Origin of the sequence: Thauera sp. 63, from assembly GCF_000310165.2 — a bacterium.
GTDB classification, from domain to species: domain Bacteria; phylum Pseudomonadota; class Gammaproteobacteria; order Burkholderiales; family Rhodocyclaceae; genus Thauera; species Thauera humireducens.
The window spans coordinates 20,348-40,130 of sequence record NZ_AMXC01000018.1 but is presented as its reverse complement, the minus strand read 5'-3'; the positions used below and the strand labels follow the sequence as shown (position 1 = coordinate 40,130).

The following is a 19,783-nucleotide window of genomic DNA, read 5'->3' as shown; positions in this document are numbered from 1 at the left end:
GCCGCCCTCACTTTCGTGGCATTCCATGAATTTCTGCTCGAACTGCGGCGCTGCCGTCGAATTCCGCGTCCCGGCCGGGGACAGCCTGCCGCGCCACGTGTGCCCTCAGTGCGGCACGATCCACTACCAGAATCCGAAGCTGGTCGTGGGCGCGCTGGCCGAATGGGAGGACCGCATCCTGCTGTGCCGCCGTGCTATCGAGCCGCGCCTGGGCTTCTGGACGCTGCCTGCCGGTTTCATGGAGAACGAGGAAACCACGGCGCAGGCCGCCGCCCGGGAAACCGCCGAGGAGGCCTGCGCACGCATCGAGGTGGGCGAGTTGTACACCCTGATCGACGTGCCCTACATCAGCCAGGTCCACCTGATCTATCGTGCCCGCCTGCTCGCCCTCGACTTTCGCCCCGGCGAGGAGTCGCTCGAGGTCGCGCTCTTCCGCGAGGACGAGATCCCGTGGGACGAGATCGCCTTCCGCAGCATCGCCCTGAGCCTGCGGCACTATTTCGACGATCGCCGAAGCGGCCGCTGGTCGTTCCACACCGCGAGCCTGCCACCTCCGCCGGGCTGGCCCATCCGCCCCACGGCATAAGCCTATAAGCGCATCAGGGTTGAGAAGCCCTTCTCCGCGGGCGATAATCCCCGGATTCTTCCCCGCCCGGCGGATCATGAGCAGCTACATCTTCGTCGTCATCAGCGCCGTCTTGGTGAACAACGTCGTCTTCGTGCGCATCCTGGGGCTATGCCCCTTCATGGGTGTGTCGAAGAAGCTCGAGACCGCCATCGGCATGGGTGCGGCGACCACCTTCGTGCTCACGCTCGGCTCCGGCTCGAGCTACCTGATCGACCACTATCTGCTGCAGCCCTTCGACCTGGGCTACCTGCGCACGCTGTCCTTCATCGTCGTCATCGCGGCGATCGTGCAGCTCACCGAACTCGTCATCCAGAAGACCAGCCCGCTGCTGCACCAGGTGCTGGGCATCTACCTGCCGCTGATCACCACCAACTGCGCCGTGCTCGGCGTGCCGCTGCTCAACGTCGGCATGAAGCACAACCTGCTCGAGTCGCTGCTGTTCGGCTTCGGCTCCTCGGTCGGCTTCACGCTCGCGCTGGTGCTGTTCGCCGGCATCCGCGAACGGCTGGAAGGCGCCGATGTGCCGGCACCTTTCAAGGGCACCGCCATCGCCATGATCACCGCCGGCCTGATGAGCCTGGCCTTCATGGGCTTCGCCGGCCTCGACCGCTTCCACTGAGATCCGCAGCCCGCGATCTCACCACGAACGAACAAGAATCCACGCAATGCTGACCGCCCTCCTCGTCATGACCGGCATCGCCCTCGTGCTCGGTGCGGCACTGGGCTACGCCGCCATCCGCTTCAAGGTGGAGGGCGACCCGCTGGTCGAGAAGATCGACGCCATCCTGCCGCAGACACAGTGCGGCCAGTGCGGCTATCCCGGCTGCAAGCCCTACGCCGAAGCCATCGCCAAGGGCGAAGCCGAGATCAACCAGTGTCCGCCGGGCGGCGAGGAAGGCATCCGCAAGCTCGCCGACCTGCTCGGGCGCGAGTTCAAGCCGCTGTCCGAAGAGCACGGCGTCGAGAAACCCAAGTCGGTCGCCGTCATCGACGAGCAGACCTGCATCGGCTGCACGCTGTGCATCCAGGCCTGCCCGGTCGACGCCATCGTCGGCGCTGCCAAGCAGATGCACACGGTGGTCGAGCCGCTGTGCACCGGCTGCGAGTTGTGCGTCGCACCCTGCCCGGTCGATTGCATCGCCATGGTGCCGGTCGCCGACACCGTGCAGACCTGGAAATGGAAGTACCCGGTGGTCGAAATCAGGAAAGCCGCATGATCACGCGCCTGTTCAAGTTCCACGGCGGCATCAAGCCCGACGCGCACAAGCACGAGTCGGCCGGCGCCCCCATCCAGCGCGCCCCGCTGCCCTCCCGTCTGATCGTGCCGCTGCGCCAGAGCACCCGCGCCACGGCGCGCTGCATCGTCGAAGTCGGGCAGAAGGTATTGAAAGGGCAGCGCATCGGCGAGCCCGAAGGCTTCCTCGGCACCGCGGTGCATGCCCCGACCTCGGGCACGGTCGTCGATTTCGGCCGCTATACCATGGCGCATGCCTCCGGGCTGGAGACGCGCTGCGTCGTCATCCAGCCTGATGGCGAGGACCGCTGGATCGAGCACGCGCCCTTCGACGCCGAGGCCGCGGGCCGCGAAACCACGCTCGCATGGCTGCGCGACTGCGGTCTCGTCGGCCTGGGCGGCGCCACCTTCCCGAGCCACGTCAAGCTCGGCAAGGGCAGCGGGGTCGACACGCTGATCCTGAACGGTGCCGAATGCGAGCCCTGGATCACCTGCGACGACCGCCTGATGCGCGAGCGCGCCGACGGCATCCTGGCCGGCGCCCGCATCCTGTACCGCCTCATCGGCGCGCGCGAGCTGGTCATCGGCATCGAGGACAACAAGCCCGAGGCCATCGAGGCGATGCGCGCCGCGGCCCAGCGCGTTGGCGACGCGGTGCGCATCCAGGCAGTGCCCGCGCTCTATCCCGCCGGCGGCGAGAAGCAGCTCATCCGCGTGCTCACCGGCATCGAGATCCCCTACGGCAAGCTTGGCGCCGACTACGGCGTGCAGTGCTTCAACGTCGGCACCGCACATGCGGTCTATCGCGCCATCGCGCACGGTGAGCCGCTGGTCAGCCGCATCGTCACGCTCACCGGCAACGTCGCCCGGCCCGGCAACTGGGAAGTACTGATCGGCACCCCGATCGACGAACTGCTGCCGCTGGCCGAACCCCGGCCCGACACCAATCGCTACCTGATGGGCGGGCCGATGATGGGCTTCGCCCTGCCGCGGCTCGACGTGCCGGTGGTCAAGGGCAGCAACTGCATCATCTCCGCCTCGCCGACGCTGCTGCCTCCGCCGCCGCCCGAGCAGCCCTGCATCCGCTGCACCGAGTGCGCCAAGGCCTGTCCGGCCGAGTTGCAGCCCTTCGAGCTGTACTGGTTCAGCCGTGCCAAGAACTTCGGCAAGGCGCAGGAATACCATCTGTTCGACTGCATCGAATGCGGCTGCTGCGCCTACGTGTGCCCCTCGCACATCCCGCTGGTGGACTACTACCGTTTCGCCAAGAGCGAGATCTGGGCGCGCGAGCGCGACAAGGCGGCTGCCGACCAGGCACGCGAGCGCTTCGAGTTCCGCAACTACCGTCAGGAGCGGGAGAAGGAAGAGAAGGCCGCCAAGCTCGCAGCCAAGGCTGCCGAAACGCGCGCGAAGCTGAGCAGCGAGGGCAGTGAGGCGTCGTCCGCCGCAGCCGCCGCGGCGCCAGCGGAAGACCCGAAGAAGGCCCTGATCGCGGCTGCGCTGGCGCGTGCGCAAGCGCAGAAGGCGGCGACCGAACCGCGCAACACCGACAATCTGAGCGCCGAGACCCAGGCCGAGATTGCCGAGATCGAGGCACGGCGCAAGGCACAGGGCGGCGAGACCCCGCCACCGGCCGACCCCGCCGTCAAGGCGGGCACGCCCACGGAAACCGAAGGTTCACCTCGTCCCTGACCCCATGATCCACTCTCCCTACATCCGCAAACCGGCCAGCGTCCAGCGCGTGATGGGCATGGTCCTGCTGGCGCTGGTGCCCGGCATCGTCGCCTACGCCGCCAAGGTGGGCGCAGGCATTCTCGTCAATCTCGCCATCGCCACCCTCACCGCGATCGCGGCCGAGGCGCTGATCCTCCGCCTGCGCAAGCGCCCGGTCGGCGTCGCCGTCACCGACCTGTCGGCCGTCGTCACCGCCTGGCTCGTGGCGCTGTGCTTCCCGCCCATCGTGCCGTGGTGGCTGACGATGATCGCCGTACTGGTCGCCATAGTCGTCGCCAAGCACCTGTTCGGCGGTCTCGGGCAGAACCCCTTCAACCCGGCGATGGTCGCCTACTGCTCGATGATCGTCGCCTACCCCGCGCTGATGTCGCAGTGGCCACCGGCCGGCGGACTCAGCTTCGAGACCCAGCTCGGACTCATCCTGGGCGGCGCGCGCGACATCGACGGCATGACCGGCGCCACCGCACTCGATGCCCTGCGCACCGGGCTGCGCAGCGCCACGGCCAGCGTCGATGCGGTCATGGAGGGCTCGGCCTTCGGCTTCCTCGGCGGACGCGGCTGGGAATGGATCTCGCTCGGCTATGTTGCCGGCGGCGCCTTGCTGCTGATCACGCGCACGATCACCTGGCACATGCCCGCGGCCTTCATCGGCACCCTGGCCCTCGTTTCCGGCATCTTCTGGCTGTTCGATCCCGTCCGCTTCGCCTCGCCGCTGTTCCACCTCGCCAGCGGTGGCGCCATGCTCGCAGCCTTCTTCATCGTCACCGACCCGGTGTCGGGCGCCACCACGCCGCGCGGCAAGCTGATCTTCGCAGGCGGCATCGCGCTCATCGCCTGGCTGATCCGGACCTTCGGCGCCTACCCCGAAGGCATCGCCTTCGGCGTGCTGCTGATGAACATCTGCGTGCCGCTGATCGACATGAAGACGCAGCCGCGCGTGTTCGGCCACCGTGGCCAGGGGGATTCGCGATGAGCGCACGCTACAGCGCCACGCGCACCTCGCTGCGCACGGCCCTGATCATGCTGGTGTTCACCGTGGTGTTCACCGCCCTGATGGCCTCCACCTACACCTACACCCGGCCGGCCATCGAGGCCTCGGCGCAGGACGCGCAGATGCGCCTGATCGACGAAGTGCTGCCGCCGGACAGCTACGACAACGCGCTGCTCGAGGACGTCGTACGCATCGGCCCCACACCGGCGATCGGCCTCGACGACGGTGGTCGCATCTGGCGCGCACGCAAGGCGGGCGAACCGGTCGCCCTGATCGTCGAAACCGCCGCCACCGACGGCTACGCCGGGCGCATCGCGATGGTGGTGGCGATCAACACCAACGGCCTGCTGTCGGGCGTGCGTGTCACGGCGCACAAGGAAACCCCGGGACTCGGCGACTACATCGACCCGAAGAAGGACAGGCGCAAGGACATGCCCTGGATCGGCCAGTTCGCCGTTGCCACCTGGAAGGACGTGAACACCGCCGGATGGACGGTACGCAAGGATGGCGGCACCTTCGGCTACCGCACCGGCGCAACCATCAGCGCACGCGCCGTGGTCCAGGCCGTCGGCCGGGCCACGGCGTGGGCGGTCGAACGCCAGGACGCCCTGTTCTCCGCCCCCGCTGGCAGCACGTTCGGAGCGCAACCATGACCCCCCAGCAGTTCCGCGACATTTCCTACAACGGCCTGTGGAAGCAGAACACCGGCCTCGCCCAGTTGCTCGGCCTGTGCCCCATCCTCGCGATCAGCACCAGCATGGTCAATGCCGTCAGCCTGGGCCTGGCGACCATCCTCGTGATGGCGATGTCCAACCTCGCGGTGTCGGCGCTGCGCAACTTCATCCCGTACGAGATCCGCATCCCGGTGTTCGTCCTGATCATCGCCGCGCTGGTCACGGTGGTCGACCTCGCCTTCAACGCCTTCCTGCACGACCTCTATCTGGTGCTCGGGATCTTCATTCCGCTGATCGTCACCAACTGCATCGTGCTGGCCCGCGTCGAGGCCTACGCGGCCAAGAACGACCCGCTCACCTCAACCGTCGACGGCATCATGATGGGCCTCGGCCTCGTGTGGGTGCTGGCGCTGCTGGGCGGCATCCGTGAGTTGCTCGGCGCCGGCACGCTGTTCTCCGGCATCGAGATGATCATCCCCGGCCTGTCGGCGTGGAACGTCTTCGGCGACGACTACCCCGGCTTCCTGATCGCCATCCTGCCGCCGGGCGCCTTCTTCGCGCTCGGCTGCCTGATCGCTGCATTCAATGCCATCAACGCGAACCTGGCGGCCCGTGCGCGTCGGCGACCGCCCCCCTCCGCGCAGGCTGCGGAGTCGCCGACCGCCGAGCCCGCAGCCACGAGCTGAGCCAATGGCATCGATGAAGCGCGAGGCGATCCGCGAGTTCTTCCGCCGCCTGCACGACGCCAATCCAAACCCGCAGACCGAGCTCGAATACGCCTCGCCCTATCAGCTGCTGGTGGCGGTCGTGCTGTCGGCGCAGGCTACCGACCGCAGCGTCAACATCGCCACGCGCAAGCTGTTTGCCGATGCCCCGACACCGGAGGCCATGGTGTCGCTCGGCGAGGAAGGCATCGCCGAGCACATCAAGACCATCGGCCTGTTCCGCAACAAGGCGAAGAACACCCTGGCGCTGTCGCGCCTGCTGCTCGAGCGCCACGGCGGCGAGGTCCCGGCCGAGCGCGAGGCGCTCGAGGCCCTGCCCGGCGTCGGCCGCAAGACGGCCAACGTGGTGCTCAACACCGTGTTCCGCCAGCCGGTGATGGCGGTCGACACCCACATTTTCCGCCTGTCCAACCGCACCGGCCTCGCCCCCGGCAAGGACGTGGTGGAGGTGGAGAAGGCGCTGATGCGGCGCGTGCCCAGGGACTACCTGCTCGACGCCCACCACTGGCTGATCCTGCACGGGCGTTACGTGTGCACCGCGCGCAGCCCGAAGTGCGGCCAGTGCAGCGTGCGCGACCTGTGCCTGTTCCGCGACAAGACCGATTGATCCGTTCGCGCTCCATGGTGGAGCGCCCCACCCTGGAGCCGACATGTTCAACCCCAGCCGTGACCAGGTCCGCAGCTTCTTCATCGAGACCTGGCGCAAGCATCGCGCGCGCGAAGTGCTGACCCCGATGGAGACGATCGCCGCCGACATCATCGGCCTGCACCCCGAATACCATGCCATCGTCGAGGACCCGGACGCGATCGACCGCGACTTCACCCCCGAGGACGGCGCCATCAACCCGTTCCTGCACCTGTCGTTGCATCTGGCGATCGAGGAGCAGCTGTCGATCAATCAGCCGCCGGGCATCCGCGCCGCCTTCGACGCCGCCTGCGAACGTCGCGGCGACCGCCACGCGGCCCTGCACGATGCGCTGGAATGCCTGGGTGAAACGCTGTTCAATGCGCAACGTAGCGGCGCCCAGCCCGATGGTCTGGCCTACGTCGGCTGCCTGAAGAAGAAGGCCGGCATCGCCTGACGGCCGCATGGCGGCGTTCAGCTTCGCTTCAGGCAGCGTTGGCGATACTGCACGCGTCCCCAAGGGACCCACGACAGTCAAGGAGCCCAGCATGAACATCCGCCCCACCCTCAGCGTCACCGCCGCCGGCTTCGCGCTCGCCATTCTGGCCGCCACCGCGCTGCAACCTACCGTCGCCCAGGCGTCGGACGACCGTGCCCGTGCGAGCGAGGTCCGCCAGCTGCGCGACAGCGGCAAGATCATGCCGATGGAGGACATCCTCGCCCGCAGCCGTGCCGCGCAGCCCGGCCAGGTCGTCGAAGTCGAACTCGACCGCGAGGACGGTCGCTATGTGTACGAGGTGAAGATCATCGACGACACGGACAAGGTGCACAAGCTCGAGATCGACGCCGCCAGCGGCGACATCCTCAACCGCAAGGCGAAGTGAGCCATGCGCCTGCTCGTCGTCGAAGATGACATCGAACTGGGCGATCGCCTGCGTGCCCGGCTCGAGCAGGAAGGCTTTGCCGTCGATATCGCCACCAACGGCATCGACGGCGCCCACCTCGGCGCCAGCGAACCCTACGACGCCGCGGTGCTGGACCTCGGCCTGCCGGGCAGACCGGGCCTGGCGGTGCTGAAGGACTGGCGCCGCGCTGGCAGCCGCCTGCCGGTCGTGATCCTGACCGCGCGCGACGGCTGGGCCGAGCGTGTCGAGGGCCTGCAGGCCGGTGCCGACGACTACCTCGGCAAGCCCTTCCACGTCGAGGAACTGCTCGCCCGCCTGCAGGCCCTGCTGCGCCGCACCGCGGCCACGCCGGCCGTCGAGCTGCGCGCCGGATCATGGCGGCTGGACGAGGCGCGCCAATGCCTGGTTGGCACGGACGCCCGCGAGCAGACACTGACCGCCACCGAGTTCCGGCTGTTGCGCTACCTGATGCGCCACCCCGGCGAAGTGCTGTCGAAGACGCGGCTCTACGAACACATCTACGACTATGGCGCCGAGCACGACAGCAACGTCATCGAGGTCTACATACGCCGCCTGCGCAGCCTGATCGGGGCCGCGCACATCGAGACCCGGCGCGGCCAGGGCTATCTGTTCCATCCATGACCGCGTGGGCCGAAACCGCATGATGTCCCTGCGCAACCGCCTGTCGCTGGCCATGGCAGCGGTGCTGGTCGCCGCCGGCCTGCTGCTGGCGCTCGCCCTGCAGGATTTCCCGCGCCGCCTCGTCGAAGACTACGTCGTGTCGCGCCTGCAGCACGACGCCGATTTGCTCTACGTGCGGGTGCTGGATGCCAGCGACCCGGAAACCGCCGCCCAGGGCGCCGCCGGCACGGTCTACCAGCTGCCGCTGTCCGGCCACTACTTCCTGATCCGCATCGGCGAGGGCCCCTGGCTGCGCTCGCGCTCGCTGTGGGACGAGGACCTCGCCGTTCCGCTGCCGGACGCGCGCGGCGAGGCCGTTTTCCGCCTCGACGGCCCGGCGGAACAGACGCTGCTCGGCTACGCGAAGCGCTTCCCCTCGCCCGCGGGCGGCATCCTCGTCGTCGTTACCGAAGACGTCGCCCGCCTCGATGCGGCCATCGCCAGCTTCGGCCAACGCATGCTCGTTGGCCTGGTCCTCGCGCTGCTCCTGCTGCTGGTGCTGCAACGGCGCCTGCTGCTGCGCGGACTGGCACCGCTGCAGGACGCCGTTGCCGCATGCCGCCGCATCGAGCGTGGCGAGCCCGCCGCGCTCGACAGCACCGCGCCGCGCGAAGTGCAGCCCATGCTCGATGCGGTCGATCGCCTCGCCCGCCATCACGCGCAACGCCTCGGCCGCATCCGGCACGCGGTGGGCAACCTGTCGCATGCGCTCAAGACCCCGCTCGCCGTGCTGCAGCATCGCGCCGACGAACTCGCTCATCAGGGGCACGACGACCAGGCCCGCGCCATCCAGGCCCAGGTCGACGCCATGCGCAACACCGTAGAGCGCGAACTGCGTCGCGCCCGCCTCGCCGGCGGCGGCCCGACCAGCGCGGGCTTCGACGCGCGCAACCAGCTGGAAGCCCTGGGCGAGGCCCTGCGCCGGTTGCATGCCGGCCGCGCGCTCGACATCGTCCTCGAGGTTCCCGACCGGCACTACCCGCTCGATCGCGAGGACATGCTGGAACTGTTCGGCAACCTGCTCGACAACGCCTGCAAGTGGGCACGCTCGCGCGTCGTACTGCGAGTCGCCAGCGCGGTCGAGGCCCCGGACGCGCTCGCCTGCACCATCGAGGACGATGGCCCCGGCGTGCCGCCGGACATGATCGGGCGCCTCGGCACGGCCGGTCTGCGCAGCGACGAACAGCGCCCGGGCCACGGCATCGGCCTCGTCATCGTCGGCGACATCGTCACGCAGTACGGCGGCAGCATCGACTACGCGCCCTCACCCACGCTGGGCGGCCTGCGCGTGTCCCTCCGCCTGCCGCTCTAAGCGCCCACCCGCTTCGCTCAGCCGCTACAATCGATCGTCCCTGCAGGCTCGCGCCTGCCCCGGACCCGCAAGGCGGCGTGATCCCGCGCCCCTCGGCCAACAAATCTGGAGGTGACCATGCCCGGACTGCTGCCCGACGTCGATCCCGATGGCCTGCTCGAATACTCGGTGGTCTTCACCGACCGCTCGCTCAACCACATGTCCAAGGCCTTCCAGGGCGTGATGCGCGACATCTCCGCCACGCTGAAGAAGGTCTACAACGCGAGCTCCGTCGCCGTGGTCCCGGGCGGCGGCACCTTCGGCATGGAAGCCGTCGCGCGCCAGTTCGCCAGCGGTCGGAAGGCACTCGTCATCCGCAACGGCTGGTTCAGCTACCGCTGGACGCAGATCTTCGACATGGGCGGCATCCCGTCCGAATCCGTCGTGCTCAAGGCGCGCCCGGTCGCACCCGGCCCGCAGGCTGCCTTCGCACCGGCGCCGATCGACGAGGTCGTGGCCGCGATCCGCCAGCACCGCCCCGACGTGGTATTCGCCCCGCACGTCGAGACGTCCGCCGGGATGATCCTGCCCGACGACTACCTGCGCGCGGTCGGCGACGCGGTCCATGAAGTCGGCGGCCTGTTCGTGCTCGACTGCATTGCCTCCGGTGCCATCTGGGTCGACATGCAGGCCTGCGGCGTCGATATCCTCATCAGCGCACCGCAGAAAGGCTGGACGAGCTGGCCGTGCGCGGCGATGGTGATGATGAGCGCTGCGGCGCGCGAGCGCATCGACGCCACCACCAGCACCAGCTTCGCCGCCGATCTGAAGAAGTGGCTGCAGATCATGGAGGCCTACGAGGCTGGCGGCCACGCCTACCACGCCACCCTGCCCACCGACGCACTGGTGCGCCTGCGCGACGTGATGAAGGAGACCGAGTCCTACGGCTTCGACAAGGTCAAGACCGAGCAGCAGGAGCTCGGCCGCCGTGTGCGGGCGCTGCTCGAGTCGCGCGGCATCCGCAGCGTCGCCGCCGAAGGTTTCAAGGCGCCGGGCGTGGTCGTCAGCTACACGGAGGACGACGGCGTCAAGAGCGGCGCCCGATTCGCTGCAGCTGGCCTGCAGACCGCCGCCGGCGTGCCGCTGCAGTGCGACGAGCCCGCCGACTTCAAGACCTTCCGCATCGGCCTCTTCGGACTCGACAAGCTGCACGCGATCGAGCGCACCGTGGCGAACCTGGCGCGCGCACTCGACACGCTCGGCTGAGCCCGGCAGGCCGACCAGGACGGCTGCACGCCGGATGCGACGCCCCCGTCGCGTTCAGCGTGCATTCAGCTAGCCCCACGCATGATGGCGTCACGGTCGAAGCAAGACCGCAGACCCATCAAGGAGAAGCCATCATGCGTGCCACCACCCTCATCGCCACCCTCGCCCTGACGGGCGGCCTCCTCGGCGCCGGCGCCGCTTTCATGCCGGCCATGGCCCAGACCGCGGGCACAAGCGCAGCGACCCAGGCCAACTGGCTGACGATGCAACAGGTTCAGACCAAGCTCGAAGCCGCCGGCTACCGCGATTTCGAGAAGATCGAGCGCGACAGCGACAAGTACGAGGTCAAGGCCACCGACCCGCAGGGCAAGCGCGTCGAACTCGACATCGACCCGATGACGGGCGACGTCCTCAAGACGGAAGTCAAGCGCAGCAAGTAAGGCCCTGACGCAGGGGGTGCAGGCAATGCCCGCGCCCCCTTTTCACTTCGCACCCGGGAGCCTCACCATGATCTCCGTTCTGTCCGGCTTCATTACCATCCTCGCCCTCGCCTGGGGGCTCAATGCGGCTGCCCTCGATGGCGGCCAGACTTCCCTGCCCTGGCTGATCCGCGAACAGGGCCTGTACCTGAGCGGCCTGCTCTCCATCGGCCTGATGTCGCTGGCGATGGTGCTGGCCACGCGCCCCGTGATCCTCGAGCGGCCGCTCGGCGGCATGGACCGCATCTTCCGCCTGCACAAGTGGGCGGGCATCCTCGCCGCGGTGTTCGCCGCGCTGCACTGGCTGATCGAGATGTCGGACGACCTCATCAAGGCCCTGTACGGCCGCAGCGGGCGCCCGGCGGAAATGGCGTTCGGCGGCCTGCTCGAGACCTTGCGCGACGCCGGCGAGGAACTGGGCGAGTTCGCGATCTATCTCGTGCTCGGCATGATCGTGCTGAGCCTGTGGAAGCGCTTCCCGTACAAGTTCTGGCGCCATCTGCACCGCGCCATGCCGGCGCTCTACCTGCTGCTCGCCTTCCATGCCGCAGTGCTCGCCCCGCTCGACTACTGGTCGCAGCCGGTCGGCATGTTGCTGGCGCTCCTGCTCGCCTCGGGCACGGTCGCCGCGGTCATCGCGCTCAGCGGGCGCATCGGCCGCGACCGTCGCGTGCAGGGCGAGGTCACGGCCGTGTCCTCGCCGGCCCCGGATGTGACCGAAGTGGTCTGCCGCCTCGGCGGCGAATGGCGCGGTCACCGTGCCGGCCAGTTCGCCTTCGTCGCCTTCACCGGGCTCGACCGCTTCGAGGGCGCCCATCCCTTCACCATCGCCAGCGCCGATCATGGCGACCGCACGCTGACCTTCCAGATCAAGGCCCTGGGGGACCACACCCGCCAGCTCGCAGGCCGGGTCGCCGTCGGCCAGCCGGTCACGGTGGAAGGCCCCTACGGCCGCTTCGTGCTCGAGCGCCGCGACCGCAAGGCCCGTCAGGTCTGGGTCGCGGGGGGCATCGGCGTGACGCCCTTCCTCGCCTGGCTGGACGAACTGCGTACGCGCCGCGACACCGCCGTGCCGGTGGAACTGCACTACAGCACGCGTGCCGCGACGCAGGACCCCTTCGTCGCCCGCCTCCGGACGCTGTGCGCCGACCTGCCGGACGTAACGCTGCATGTCCATGACAGCAGCGCAGGAACCGGCCTCAAGCCCGAGGCGTTCGCCACGGCGCAGGCGGACGGGACGCGCACCGAAGTGTGGTTCTGCGGCCCATCGGGCCTGGGCGACCAACTGAAGGCAGCATTGGCCCGCCTGTGGAACCGCCGCGTGCGATTCCACCGCGAAGCCTTCGAAATGCGCTGAAGCCGTTGCAGCAAGGACAAGGCCGCCCGCGTCATTGGCGCGGGCGGCCTTGCTTCATGGTCTTCAGCCGCTCATACGATCACTCAGCGACCGCCTCCCCCCGGACCCATGCCGCCCCGCTGTCCCATGCCACCACCGGGGGCCATTCCGCCTCCAAGTCCCATGCCGCCGCGCATCGGAGGCTCTTCCGGCAAGGTCACGCCACGCTCGCGGGCGCGCTCCACCATCAGCTTGTGATGCTCGCTGCGGACCTGCTCACGCTCTTCCAGGGTCCTGGCCGAGCGCATCCTGATGCGATGCTCGGCACGCTCCTCGGGCGTCATGATCTGCGAGCCGTAGATCGGCGCGTCGTCGGGAACCGGCGGCAAGTCGCCCTGCTGGGCAAACGCCGTGCCTGCGAGCAGCAGTGCAGCGGCAACGCTCGTCAGATAACGGTGATTCATGATCCTGTCCTCCATGATTGGTTACACATCGGAAACACGCCCGGACCGCCTCGGCAGGCCGTACGGAACCCTTTGCTCGATTCCAATCTAGGTCACGCCACCGCGCACATCTGTATCCACGTGTAGCGCACGCCGCGCGGGCCGTCACGACACGGCCTGCCTGCGCAGCTCCCACTGCCTGACCAGCGCGAACAGCACCGGAATCACCGCCAGCGTGAGCACGGTGGAAGACACCATCCCACCCACCATCGGCGCCGCGATGCGGCTCATGACCTCGCTGCCGGTGCCCGTGCCCCACATCACCGGCAACAGGCCGAGGATGACCGTGATCACCGTCATCATCTTCGGCCGCACGCGGCCGGCCGCGCCCTCCATCACCGCGGCATAGAGGTCGGCCGCCGAGGGGATGCGGCCCTGCGCTGCGCGTTCCGCACGCACGCGTGCCCAGGCCTGATCGAGGTAGATCAGCATGATCACGCCGGTCTCCGCCGCGACGCCGGCGAGCGCGATGAAGCCCACCGCCACCGCAACGCTCATCTGGTAGTCCAGCCACCACATGAGCCACACGCCGCCGATCAGCGCGAAGGGCACCGACAGCATCACGATCAGCGTCTCGGCCAGACGGCGGAAGTTCAGGTACAGCAGGACGAAGATCAGGGCCAGCGTCAGCGGACCGACGACCGCCAGCTTCGACTTGGCCCGCTCCATGTTCTCGAACTGTCCGCTCCAGGTGGCGTAGTAGCCGGGCGGGAAGCTGACCTGCGCGGCCACCGCCTGCTGCGCACGGGTGACGAAGGCGCCGAGATCGGCCTCGCGCGTGTCGACGTAGACGTAGGCGGCCAGCATCGCATTCTCGGTGCGCACCGCCGGTGCGCCGCGCACGATGCGCACGTCGGCGAGCTGGCCGAGCGGCACCGGACCGGTTGCGGTCGGCACGAGCACGCTGGCGGCAACGCGCGTCGGGTCGTCGCGCAGCGCGCGCGGGTAGCGCACGCTGACGTTGTAGCGCTCCAGCCCCTCGACAGTCGTCGTCACACGCTCGCCACCGAGTGCCGTCGCCAGCGTTTCCTGCACGCGGTCGATGGTCAGGCCGTAGCGCGCCAGCTGGTCACGACGCGGCTCGATGTCGACGTAATAGCCGCCCGCGACGCGCTCGGCGTAGGCGCTACTGGTGCCGGGCACGGCGCGCACGGCGGCCTCGACCGCCTTCGCCACCTGCTCGAGCGTTTCGAGGTCCTTGCCGAACACCTTCACCCCCACCGGTGTGCGGATGCCGGTCGACAGCATGTCGATGCGGGCCTTGATCGGCATGGTCCAGGAGTTGGCCAGGCCGGGAAACTTGAGCGCCGCGTCCATCTCGGCGATCAGCGCATCCACCGTCATGCCCGGCCGCCACTGCTGCTGCGGCTTGAGGTTGATGACGGTCTCGAACATCTCCAGCGGCGCGGGGTCGGTTGCGGTATTTGCGCGGCCGGCCTTGCCGTACACCGACTCGACCTCGGGGAAGGTCTTGATGATGCGGTTCGTGGTGGCGAGCAGACGCCCGGCCTCGGTCACGGACATGCCCGGCAGCGCGGCCGGCATGTAGAAGATCGCTCCCTCGTTGAGGGTGGGCATGAACTCGCTGCCGAGCTGGCGCGCCGGGATCAACGTCACCGCCATCGCCATCAGCGCCAGCACGAGCGTCGTCAGCTTGAAGCGCATCACCAGCGCGATCAGCGGGCGGTACATCGCCACCAGCACGCGGTTGATGGGATTGCGATGCTCGGCCACGATCCGCCCGCGCACGAAAAACAGCATCAGCACGGGCACCAGCGTCACCGACAGGAAGGCCGCACCGGCCATGGCGAAGGTCTTGGTCCAGGCCAGCGGCGAGAACAGCCGCCCCTCCTGCCCTTCGAGCGTGAACACCGGCAGGAAGGAGACGGTGATGATGAGCAGCGAGAAGAACAGCGCCGGCCCCACCTCGCGGCAGGCGCCAATCAGCACTGCGGCGCGCTCGGCCGCAGTCGCATCCGCGTGCACGGTCTCCAGGCGCTTGTGCGCGTTCTCGATCATGACGATGGAGGCGTCCACCATCGCGCCGATGGCGATGGCGATGCCGCCCAGGCTCATGATGTTCGAACCGATGCCCAGCGCCTGCATGCCGATGAAGGCCACAAGGATGCCGAGCGGCAGCGTCACGATGGCGACCAGCGCGCTGCGCACGTGCAGCAGGAAGACCACGCACACCGCGGCGACGATCAGGCTTTCTTCCAGCAGGGTCCATTTGAGGTTGTCGATGGCGCGCTCGATCAGCGTCGAGCGGTCGTACACCGGCACGACTTTCGCACCGTCCGGCAGGCCCGGTGCCACCTCGGCGAGCTTGGCCTTGACCGCGGCGATGACATCGAGCGCGTTCTGTCCGAAGCGCGCCATGACGATGCCGGAGGCGACCTCGCCCTCGCCGTTCAGCTCGGCCAGGCCGCGCCGCTCGGCCGGCACCCATTCGACTCGGCCGACATCGGCGATGCGCACCGGTGTGCCGCGGTCCATCTTCAGCACGATGCCGGCGATGTCGTCCGCGTCGCGCAGGTAGCCACGGCCGCGGACCATGTACTCCTTCTCTGCCAGCTCGATGACGCGCCCGCCCACATCGCGGTTCGACTCGCGGATGGCGCGCGTCACGTCGTCGAGCGTGACACCGTAGCCGGCGAGCCGGTAGGGATCGACCGTGACCTGGTACTCGCGCACGAAGCCGCCGACGCTGGCGACCTCGGACACGCCCTCGGCCTGCGTCAGCTGGTAGCGCAGATACCAGTCCTGCAGGCTGCGGGTGTCGGCCAGGGACAGGTCGCGGCCGGTGACCGCGTACTGGTACACCCAGCCGACGCCGGTGGCGTCCGGCCCGATCTGCGGTGCCACGCCCTGCGGCAGGCGCGCCGCCGCCGTGCTCAGGTACTCCAGCACGCGCGAGCGCGCCCAGTAGATGTCGGTGCCGTCCTCGAAGATCACATACACGTAGGACGCACCGAACATCGAGAAGCCGCGTACCACCTTTGCCCGCGGCACGGCCAGCATCGACGTGGTGAGCGGATAGGTGACCTGGTCCTCGACCACCTGCGGCGCCTGGCCGGGGTAGTCGGTGTAGACGATGACCTGCACGTCCGACAGGTCGGGCAGCGCGTCGAGCGGCGTATGCCGGAGCGCGTACAGGCCGGCGCCGATCAGGAACAGGGTCGCCAGCAGCACCAGGAAGACGTTGCGCGCCGACCAGTCGATCAGGCGGCCGAGGGCGCCCCCCTCGCCGACCTGCGCCGGCAGCGAGCGCGCTGCGTCGGCTCGTGCTGGATGGTCGGCCTCGCGCACCGCCTCAGTCATGACGATGCTCCGCCGCCGGGGTCGCGGCGTCGCCAAGGCCTTCGATGCGGGTCACGACGTAGTCGCCGGGTCCGCGCTCCTCGAAGCGGAAGCGGATTGGCGCCCCTGGCGCAAGACCGCGCACCAGGTCCGGCGACGCCAGACCGAAGTCCATCGTCATCTCCGGCCATTTCAGCGCCGGGATCTCGCCGTGGGTCAGGGTCACGCTGCCCAGTTCTGCATCGAAGGCCTCGAAGCGGCCTTCGGCCTCATGGATCGGCAACGGCGCAGCGGCCTCGGCCATGTTCGACAGCGCCGCCCGCAGCTGGCTCTCGGAGTCGATCAGGAAGTTCGCGGACACCACCACGCGCTCGCCGGCCTGCGCCCCCTCGCGCACCTCGACGAAGTCCCCGTCGCGCGCGCCAAGGCGCACCGGACGTGGCTGGAAGCGTCCCTCATCCAGCGCCATCAGCACCACCTGGCGGTCGCCGTCGTCGATCACGGCCGAGGCCGGTACGACCAGCGTCGGTGCCGCGCCGCCGGTCTCCAGTTCCACCCGCGCGAACATGCCGGGGCGCAGCACGCCGTCGGGATTGTCGAGCTCGAGCCGCAGCGGCGTGCTGCGCGTGGCGGCGTTGAGCGTCGGGTAGAGGTAGTCGACCCGCGCCTCGAAGGTTCTGCCGGGGAAGGCGTCCAGCGTCACCCGTGCATGCTGGCCGGGCCGGACCTGCGCCAGATCGCGCTCATACACCTCGGCAATGACCCATACTCGCGACAGGTCGGCGATGCGGAACAAGGCCTCGCCTGCCGCGAAGCGCGCGCCCTCGATCGCGGCCTTGTCGAGCACGATGCCGGCAACCGGCGCATGCAGGGTCTGGCGCGGTCCGGCCTGGCCGCCCACCTGCAGGTTGCGCAGGCGCGCACGCGTCGCATCGGCCAGGCGGGCGGCGGCCTCACCCGCCACCGGGTCGGCGCTGCTGTCGCGCTGCAGACGCTCGGCGATGCGCAACTCCTCGCCCGCCGACTGCAGCTCGGGGCTGTAGGTACTGAACAGCGGCTGGCCCTTGCGCACGACGTCGCCTACGGCACGCACGTGCAGGCGTTCGATCCAGCCGTCGAAGCGCGGCGCCACCACCACCTGCGCGCGCTCGTCAATCTCCACGCGGCCGCTGGCGCGCACCGGCACTGCCAGCGTGCGCGACTCAACCACTGCGGTCCGAACCCCCAGCGTCTGCACGCGCGCAGGACTGACACGGACCGCACCGGCGTCGTCGAGCTGGTCGTCGGCATAGACCGGGATGTAGTCCATGCCCATCGAATCCTTCTTGGGGACGGGCGACGTATCCGGCAGGCCCATCGGGTTGCGGTAGTAGAGGATCGTGCGTTCGCCGCCGGCGGGCGCCGCCGCCTGCGCATCGCCTCGCGGCGTCGCGGCATCGCCGTGGCTGCCCGCGGTCGCACCCGCGCGGCTGCCGACCCAATAGCCCCCACCAACCGCCAGCGCCGCGAACAGCACCACCACGGCAAAGCCCAATCCCTTGTTCACTTCGCTTCCCCAGACAGTTTCTCGATCTCGCTGAGTGCGAGGCGGGTTTCGATCTCGGCCTGCAGCAGCCGCTCGCGCACGGCGATGAGCTGGCGTTCGGCCTCGAGCACGCTGTCGAAGTCCGCCTGCCCACCGACCAGTGCCGCACGCGCGGCGTCACGCGTGGCGACGACCTGCGGCAGCAGGCTGTCGCGCAGCAGACCCAGGCCATCGCGACCGCCTGCATAGCGCGCCCAGGCCGCGCCAAGCTGGCCGGCCGCGGCATCGGCGCTCGCCTCGCGACGCGCCTCGGCCGCCGTCAGCATCAGCTCCGCCTCGCGTTCGCGTGCCCGGCGGCTACCCTGCTGCAGCGGAATCGTCACCTCGATCATCAGGTCCCAGGACGGGCGCCCTTCGTCCGGCCGGTTGTAGGTCAGCCCGACGCTGAAGTCCGGCTGGCGTTCGCGGTAGGTGCGCGCCCGCTCGGCGCGGGCGACATCGACGCCCTGCGCCGCGCTCAGCACCTCGGGACTGCGTGCGCGGGCGCGCTCGAACAGTGCCGCGGCATCAAGCGCATCCGGCAGCGCTGCCGGCTCGGCCGGCGACGCCAACGGCGCATCGGGTGCGCGCGCGAGCAGGCCGTTGAGCATCGCCACCGCGCCACGGCGCGCCTGCTCACGCGTCAGCAGCGTCATCCGCTGCTCGCTGATCTCGCGCTGCGCGCGCAGCACGCCCTGCTGCGGCAGCAAGCCGAGGCGGTAGCGCGCAAGCGCCAGCGTCTCCAGCTCCTGCAGCAGGACCAGCGCATCGCGGGCCAGCACGAGTTCGCGATCGGCGGCGTAGTACCGCAGCCAGGCGGCCTCGATCGCCGCCACCCGCTCGGCCCAGCCGGCATCGCGTATCGCCGCCGCGCGGCGAGCCTGCGCCTCGGCCGCATCCACCGCCAGTTCGCGCTTGCCCCAGCCGGGCAGGGGCTGCACCACGCGATAGCGCGTCTCGCCGACCTGCCCCGGCAACACCGAGGCCGAGCGGCCGTTCATGGTGTTGGTGAAGTCCATGAGCTCCAGTTCGAAGCGCGGGTCGGGCAGCGCGCCGGCCGGCTCGATACGCTCGCGCGCCGCATCGGCATCGGCGCGATCGGCCGCGTAGGCGGGACTGTGCTGGCGGGCATGCTCGATCAGGGCGCGTACATCGGCGCCAAGCCTGAATTCGCCCGCGGCGCCGGCGTCGGCCCCGAGGGCCGCGGCAGGCGTCACCAGTGCAAACGCGAGCAGGCTGGCAAGGGCACGCAGGCGCATGCCGGATGAAGGGGCGCTCATGGATGACCTGTTCGAATGAAGGGCAAGCGGGGGCCTAGCCGCGATGACTGATCACCGCACATAAGCGGCTTGCAGGGCTCCGGCGCCGTGATGCGGTCCAGGAATCGATCAGGCGCTTGCTCAAGGCAGGCGCTCGAGTTCGACCACGGTGAAGGTGCTGCCGACCTTGTCGGCGATGAAGCGGATGCGGTCGCCAGCCTTGACCTGCTCCAGCATCGCGGCGTCGGCAACGGCGAAAGCCATCGTCATCGGCGGCATGTCCAGGCGCGGCAGCGGCCCGTGTGCGATCGTGATCTTGCCGGCCGTCCTGTCCACCTTGCGTACCGTGCCTTCGGAATGGTCGCTGGCCGCGGGCGCCGCAGCCCGAGTCGCACCATGGCTGCTGTGGCGATCGTGGCCCGACTGCGCCAGCGCACCGGCCGGCACCGCCAGGATCAGCGTTGCCGCCAGCAGCGGGAGGTGAAGTGCCTTGTTCATGTCGGATCTCTCGCATTGCGTTGGGGTGACGACATGCTGCCCCGCCCTCCCCGTCCACACCCTGACGCCCGGATTACATCTCTGTAATGT

The 19,783-nt window shown here is 69.2% G+C and carries 20 protein-coding genes; 15 read left to right on the top strand and 5 right to left on the bottom strand.

Going from position 1 to position 19,783, the window contains the following annotated elements; genetic code table 11:
* The first annotated feature begins 25 nt into the window (after positions 1–25).
* The 15 genes from C664_RS14200 (at position 26) to C664_RS14130 (ending at position 12,590) form a co-directional block, all read left to right on the top strand.
* A complete protein-coding gene (locus C664_RS14200; protein WP_004262206.1) occupies positions 26–586 on the top strand; it encodes an NUDIX hydrolase in 561 nt (186 codons plus the stop codon).
* Positions 587–662: 76 nt separating this feature from the next.
* The gene (gene rsxA, locus C664_RS14195; protein ID WP_004262203.1) at positions 663–1,247 is read left to right on the top strand and encodes an electron transport complex subunit RsxA; all 585 of its coding nucleotides are present in this window, start codon (positions 663–665) and stop codon (positions 1,245–1,247) included.
* A 46-nt stretch (positions 1,248–1,293) separates the two neighbouring features.
* Positions 1,294–1,845 carry an electron transport complex subunit RsxB gene (gene rsxB / locus C664_RS14190; RefSeq protein WP_004262200.1) on the top strand — a complete coding sequence of 184 codons (552 nt, stop codon included), beginning with the start codon at positions 1,294–1,296 and terminating at the stop codon, positions 1,843–1,845.
* Complete coding sequence (gene rsxC / locus C664_RS14185; protein WP_004262198.1) at positions 1,842–3,554, top strand: electron transport complex subunit RsxC; 1,713 nt, start codon at positions 1,842–1,844, stop codon at positions 3,552–3,554. The genes rsxB and rsxC overlap by 4 nt, the downstream gene beginning before the upstream one ends.
* Before the next feature lie 4 nt (positions 3,555–3,558).
* The gene (locus tag C664_RS14180) at positions 3,559–4,569 is read left to right on the top strand and encodes an RnfABCDGE type electron transport complex subunit D (RefSeq protein WP_004262195.1); all 1,011 of its coding nucleotides are present in this window, start codon (positions 3,559–3,561) and stop codon (positions 4,567–4,569) included.
* Positions 4,566–5,240, top strand: a complete 675-nt coding sequence (gene rsxG / locus C664_RS14175; RefSeq protein WP_004262193.1) for an electron transport complex subunit RsxG — start codon at positions 4,566–4,568, stop codon at positions 5,238–5,240. The genes C664_RS14180 and rsxG overlap by 4 nt, the downstream gene beginning before the upstream one ends.
* Positions 5,237–5,947: an electron transport complex subunit E gene (locus C664_RS14170; RefSeq protein ID WP_004262191.1), complete on the top strand. Its 711-nt coding sequence runs from the start codon at positions 5,237–5,239 to the stop codon at positions 5,945–5,947. Before rsxG ends, C664_RS14170 begins: the two co-directional genes overlap by 4 nt.
* A 13-nt stretch (positions 5,948–5,960) precedes the next feature.
* The gene (nth, locus tag C664_RS14165) at positions 5,961–6,593 is read left to right on the top strand and encodes an endonuclease III (RefSeq protein WP_004262190.1); all 633 of its coding nucleotides are present in this window, start codon (positions 5,961–5,963) and stop codon (positions 6,591–6,593) included.
* A gap of 43 nt (positions 6,594–6,636) precedes the next feature.
* Positions 6,637–7,068, top strand: a complete 432-nt coding sequence (locus C664_RS14160; RefSeq protein ID WP_004262188.1) for a DUF1841 family protein — start codon at positions 6,637–6,639, stop codon at positions 7,066–7,068.
* Positions 7,069–7,159: 91 nt separating this feature from the next.
* Positions 7,160–7,495: a PepSY domain-containing protein gene (locus tag C664_RS14155; protein ID WP_004262185.1), complete on the top strand. Its 336-nt coding sequence runs from the start codon at positions 7,160–7,162 to the stop codon at positions 7,493–7,495.
* Positions 7,496–7,498: 3 nt separating this feature from the next.
* Positions 7,499–8,158 (top strand): response regulator transcription factor, encoded by a 660-nt coding sequence (locus C664_RS14150; protein WP_004262182.1) that lies wholly within the window; start codon positions 7,499–7,501, stop codon positions 8,156–8,158.
* A gap of 19 nt (positions 8,159–8,177) precedes the next feature.
* Positions 8,178–9,509, top strand: coding sequence for a sensor histidine kinase (locus C664_RS14145; protein ID WP_038011911.1), 1,332 nt, complete (start codon positions 8,178–8,180; stop codon positions 9,507–9,509).
* A 117-nt stretch (positions 9,510–9,626) separates the two neighbouring features.
* Positions 9,627–10,754 (top strand): aminotransferase class V-fold PLP-dependent enzyme, encoded by a 1,128-nt coding sequence (locus C664_RS14140; protein WP_004262177.1) that lies wholly within the window; start codon positions 9,627–9,629, stop codon positions 10,752–10,754.
* Between the two features lie 134 nt (positions 10,755–10,888).
* Positions 10,889–11,194 (top strand): PepSY domain-containing protein, encoded by a 306-nt coding sequence (locus C664_RS14135; protein WP_004262174.1) that lies wholly within the window; start codon positions 10,889–10,891, stop codon positions 11,192–11,194.
* A 67-nt stretch (positions 11,195–11,261) separates the two neighbouring features.
* Positions 11,262–12,590 (top strand): ferredoxin reductase family protein, encoded by a 1,329-nt coding sequence (locus C664_RS14130; RefSeq protein ID WP_004262171.1) that lies wholly within the window; start codon positions 11,262–11,264, stop codon positions 12,588–12,590.
* An 83-nt stretch (positions 12,591–12,673) separates the two neighbouring features.
* On the opposite strand, the gene C664_RS14125 is transcribed toward C664_RS14130, so the two are convergent.
* The 5 genes from C664_RS14125 to C664_RS14105 form a co-directional block, all read right to left on the bottom strand.
* Positions 12,674–13,033 (bottom strand): hypothetical protein, encoded by a 360-nt coding sequence (locus C664_RS14125; RefSeq protein ID WP_004262168.1) that lies wholly within the window; start codon positions 13,031–13,033, stop codon positions 12,674–12,676.
* Between the two features lie 144 nt (positions 13,034–13,177).
* Positions 13,178–16,393: an efflux RND transporter permease subunit gene (locus tag C664_RS14120; RefSeq protein ID WP_004262163.1), complete on the bottom strand. Its 3,216-nt coding sequence runs from the start codon at positions 16,391–16,393 to the stop codon at positions 13,178–13,180.
* On the bottom strand, positions 16,386–17,918 hold the full coding sequence (locus tag C664_RS14115) for an efflux RND transporter periplasmic adaptor subunit (protein WP_004262160.1): 1,533 nt from the start codon (positions 17,916–17,918) through the stop codon (positions 16,386–16,388). The genes C664_RS14120 and C664_RS14115 overlap by 8 nt, the downstream gene beginning before the upstream one ends.
* Positions 17,915–19,216: a TolC family protein gene (locus C664_RS14110; RefSeq protein ID WP_232435108.1), complete on the bottom strand. Its 1,302-nt coding sequence runs from the start codon at positions 19,214–19,216 to the stop codon at positions 17,915–17,917. The genes C664_RS14115 and C664_RS14110 overlap by 4 nt, the downstream gene beginning before the upstream one ends.
* A gap of 120 nt (positions 19,217–19,336) precedes the next feature.
* The gene (locus tag C664_RS14105; protein ID WP_004262157.1) at positions 19,337–19,693 is read right to left on the bottom strand and encodes a copper-binding protein; all 357 of its coding nucleotides are present in this window, start codon (positions 19,691–19,693) and stop codon (positions 19,337–19,339) included.
* Between the last annotated feature and the right edge of the window lie 90 nt (positions 19,694–19,783).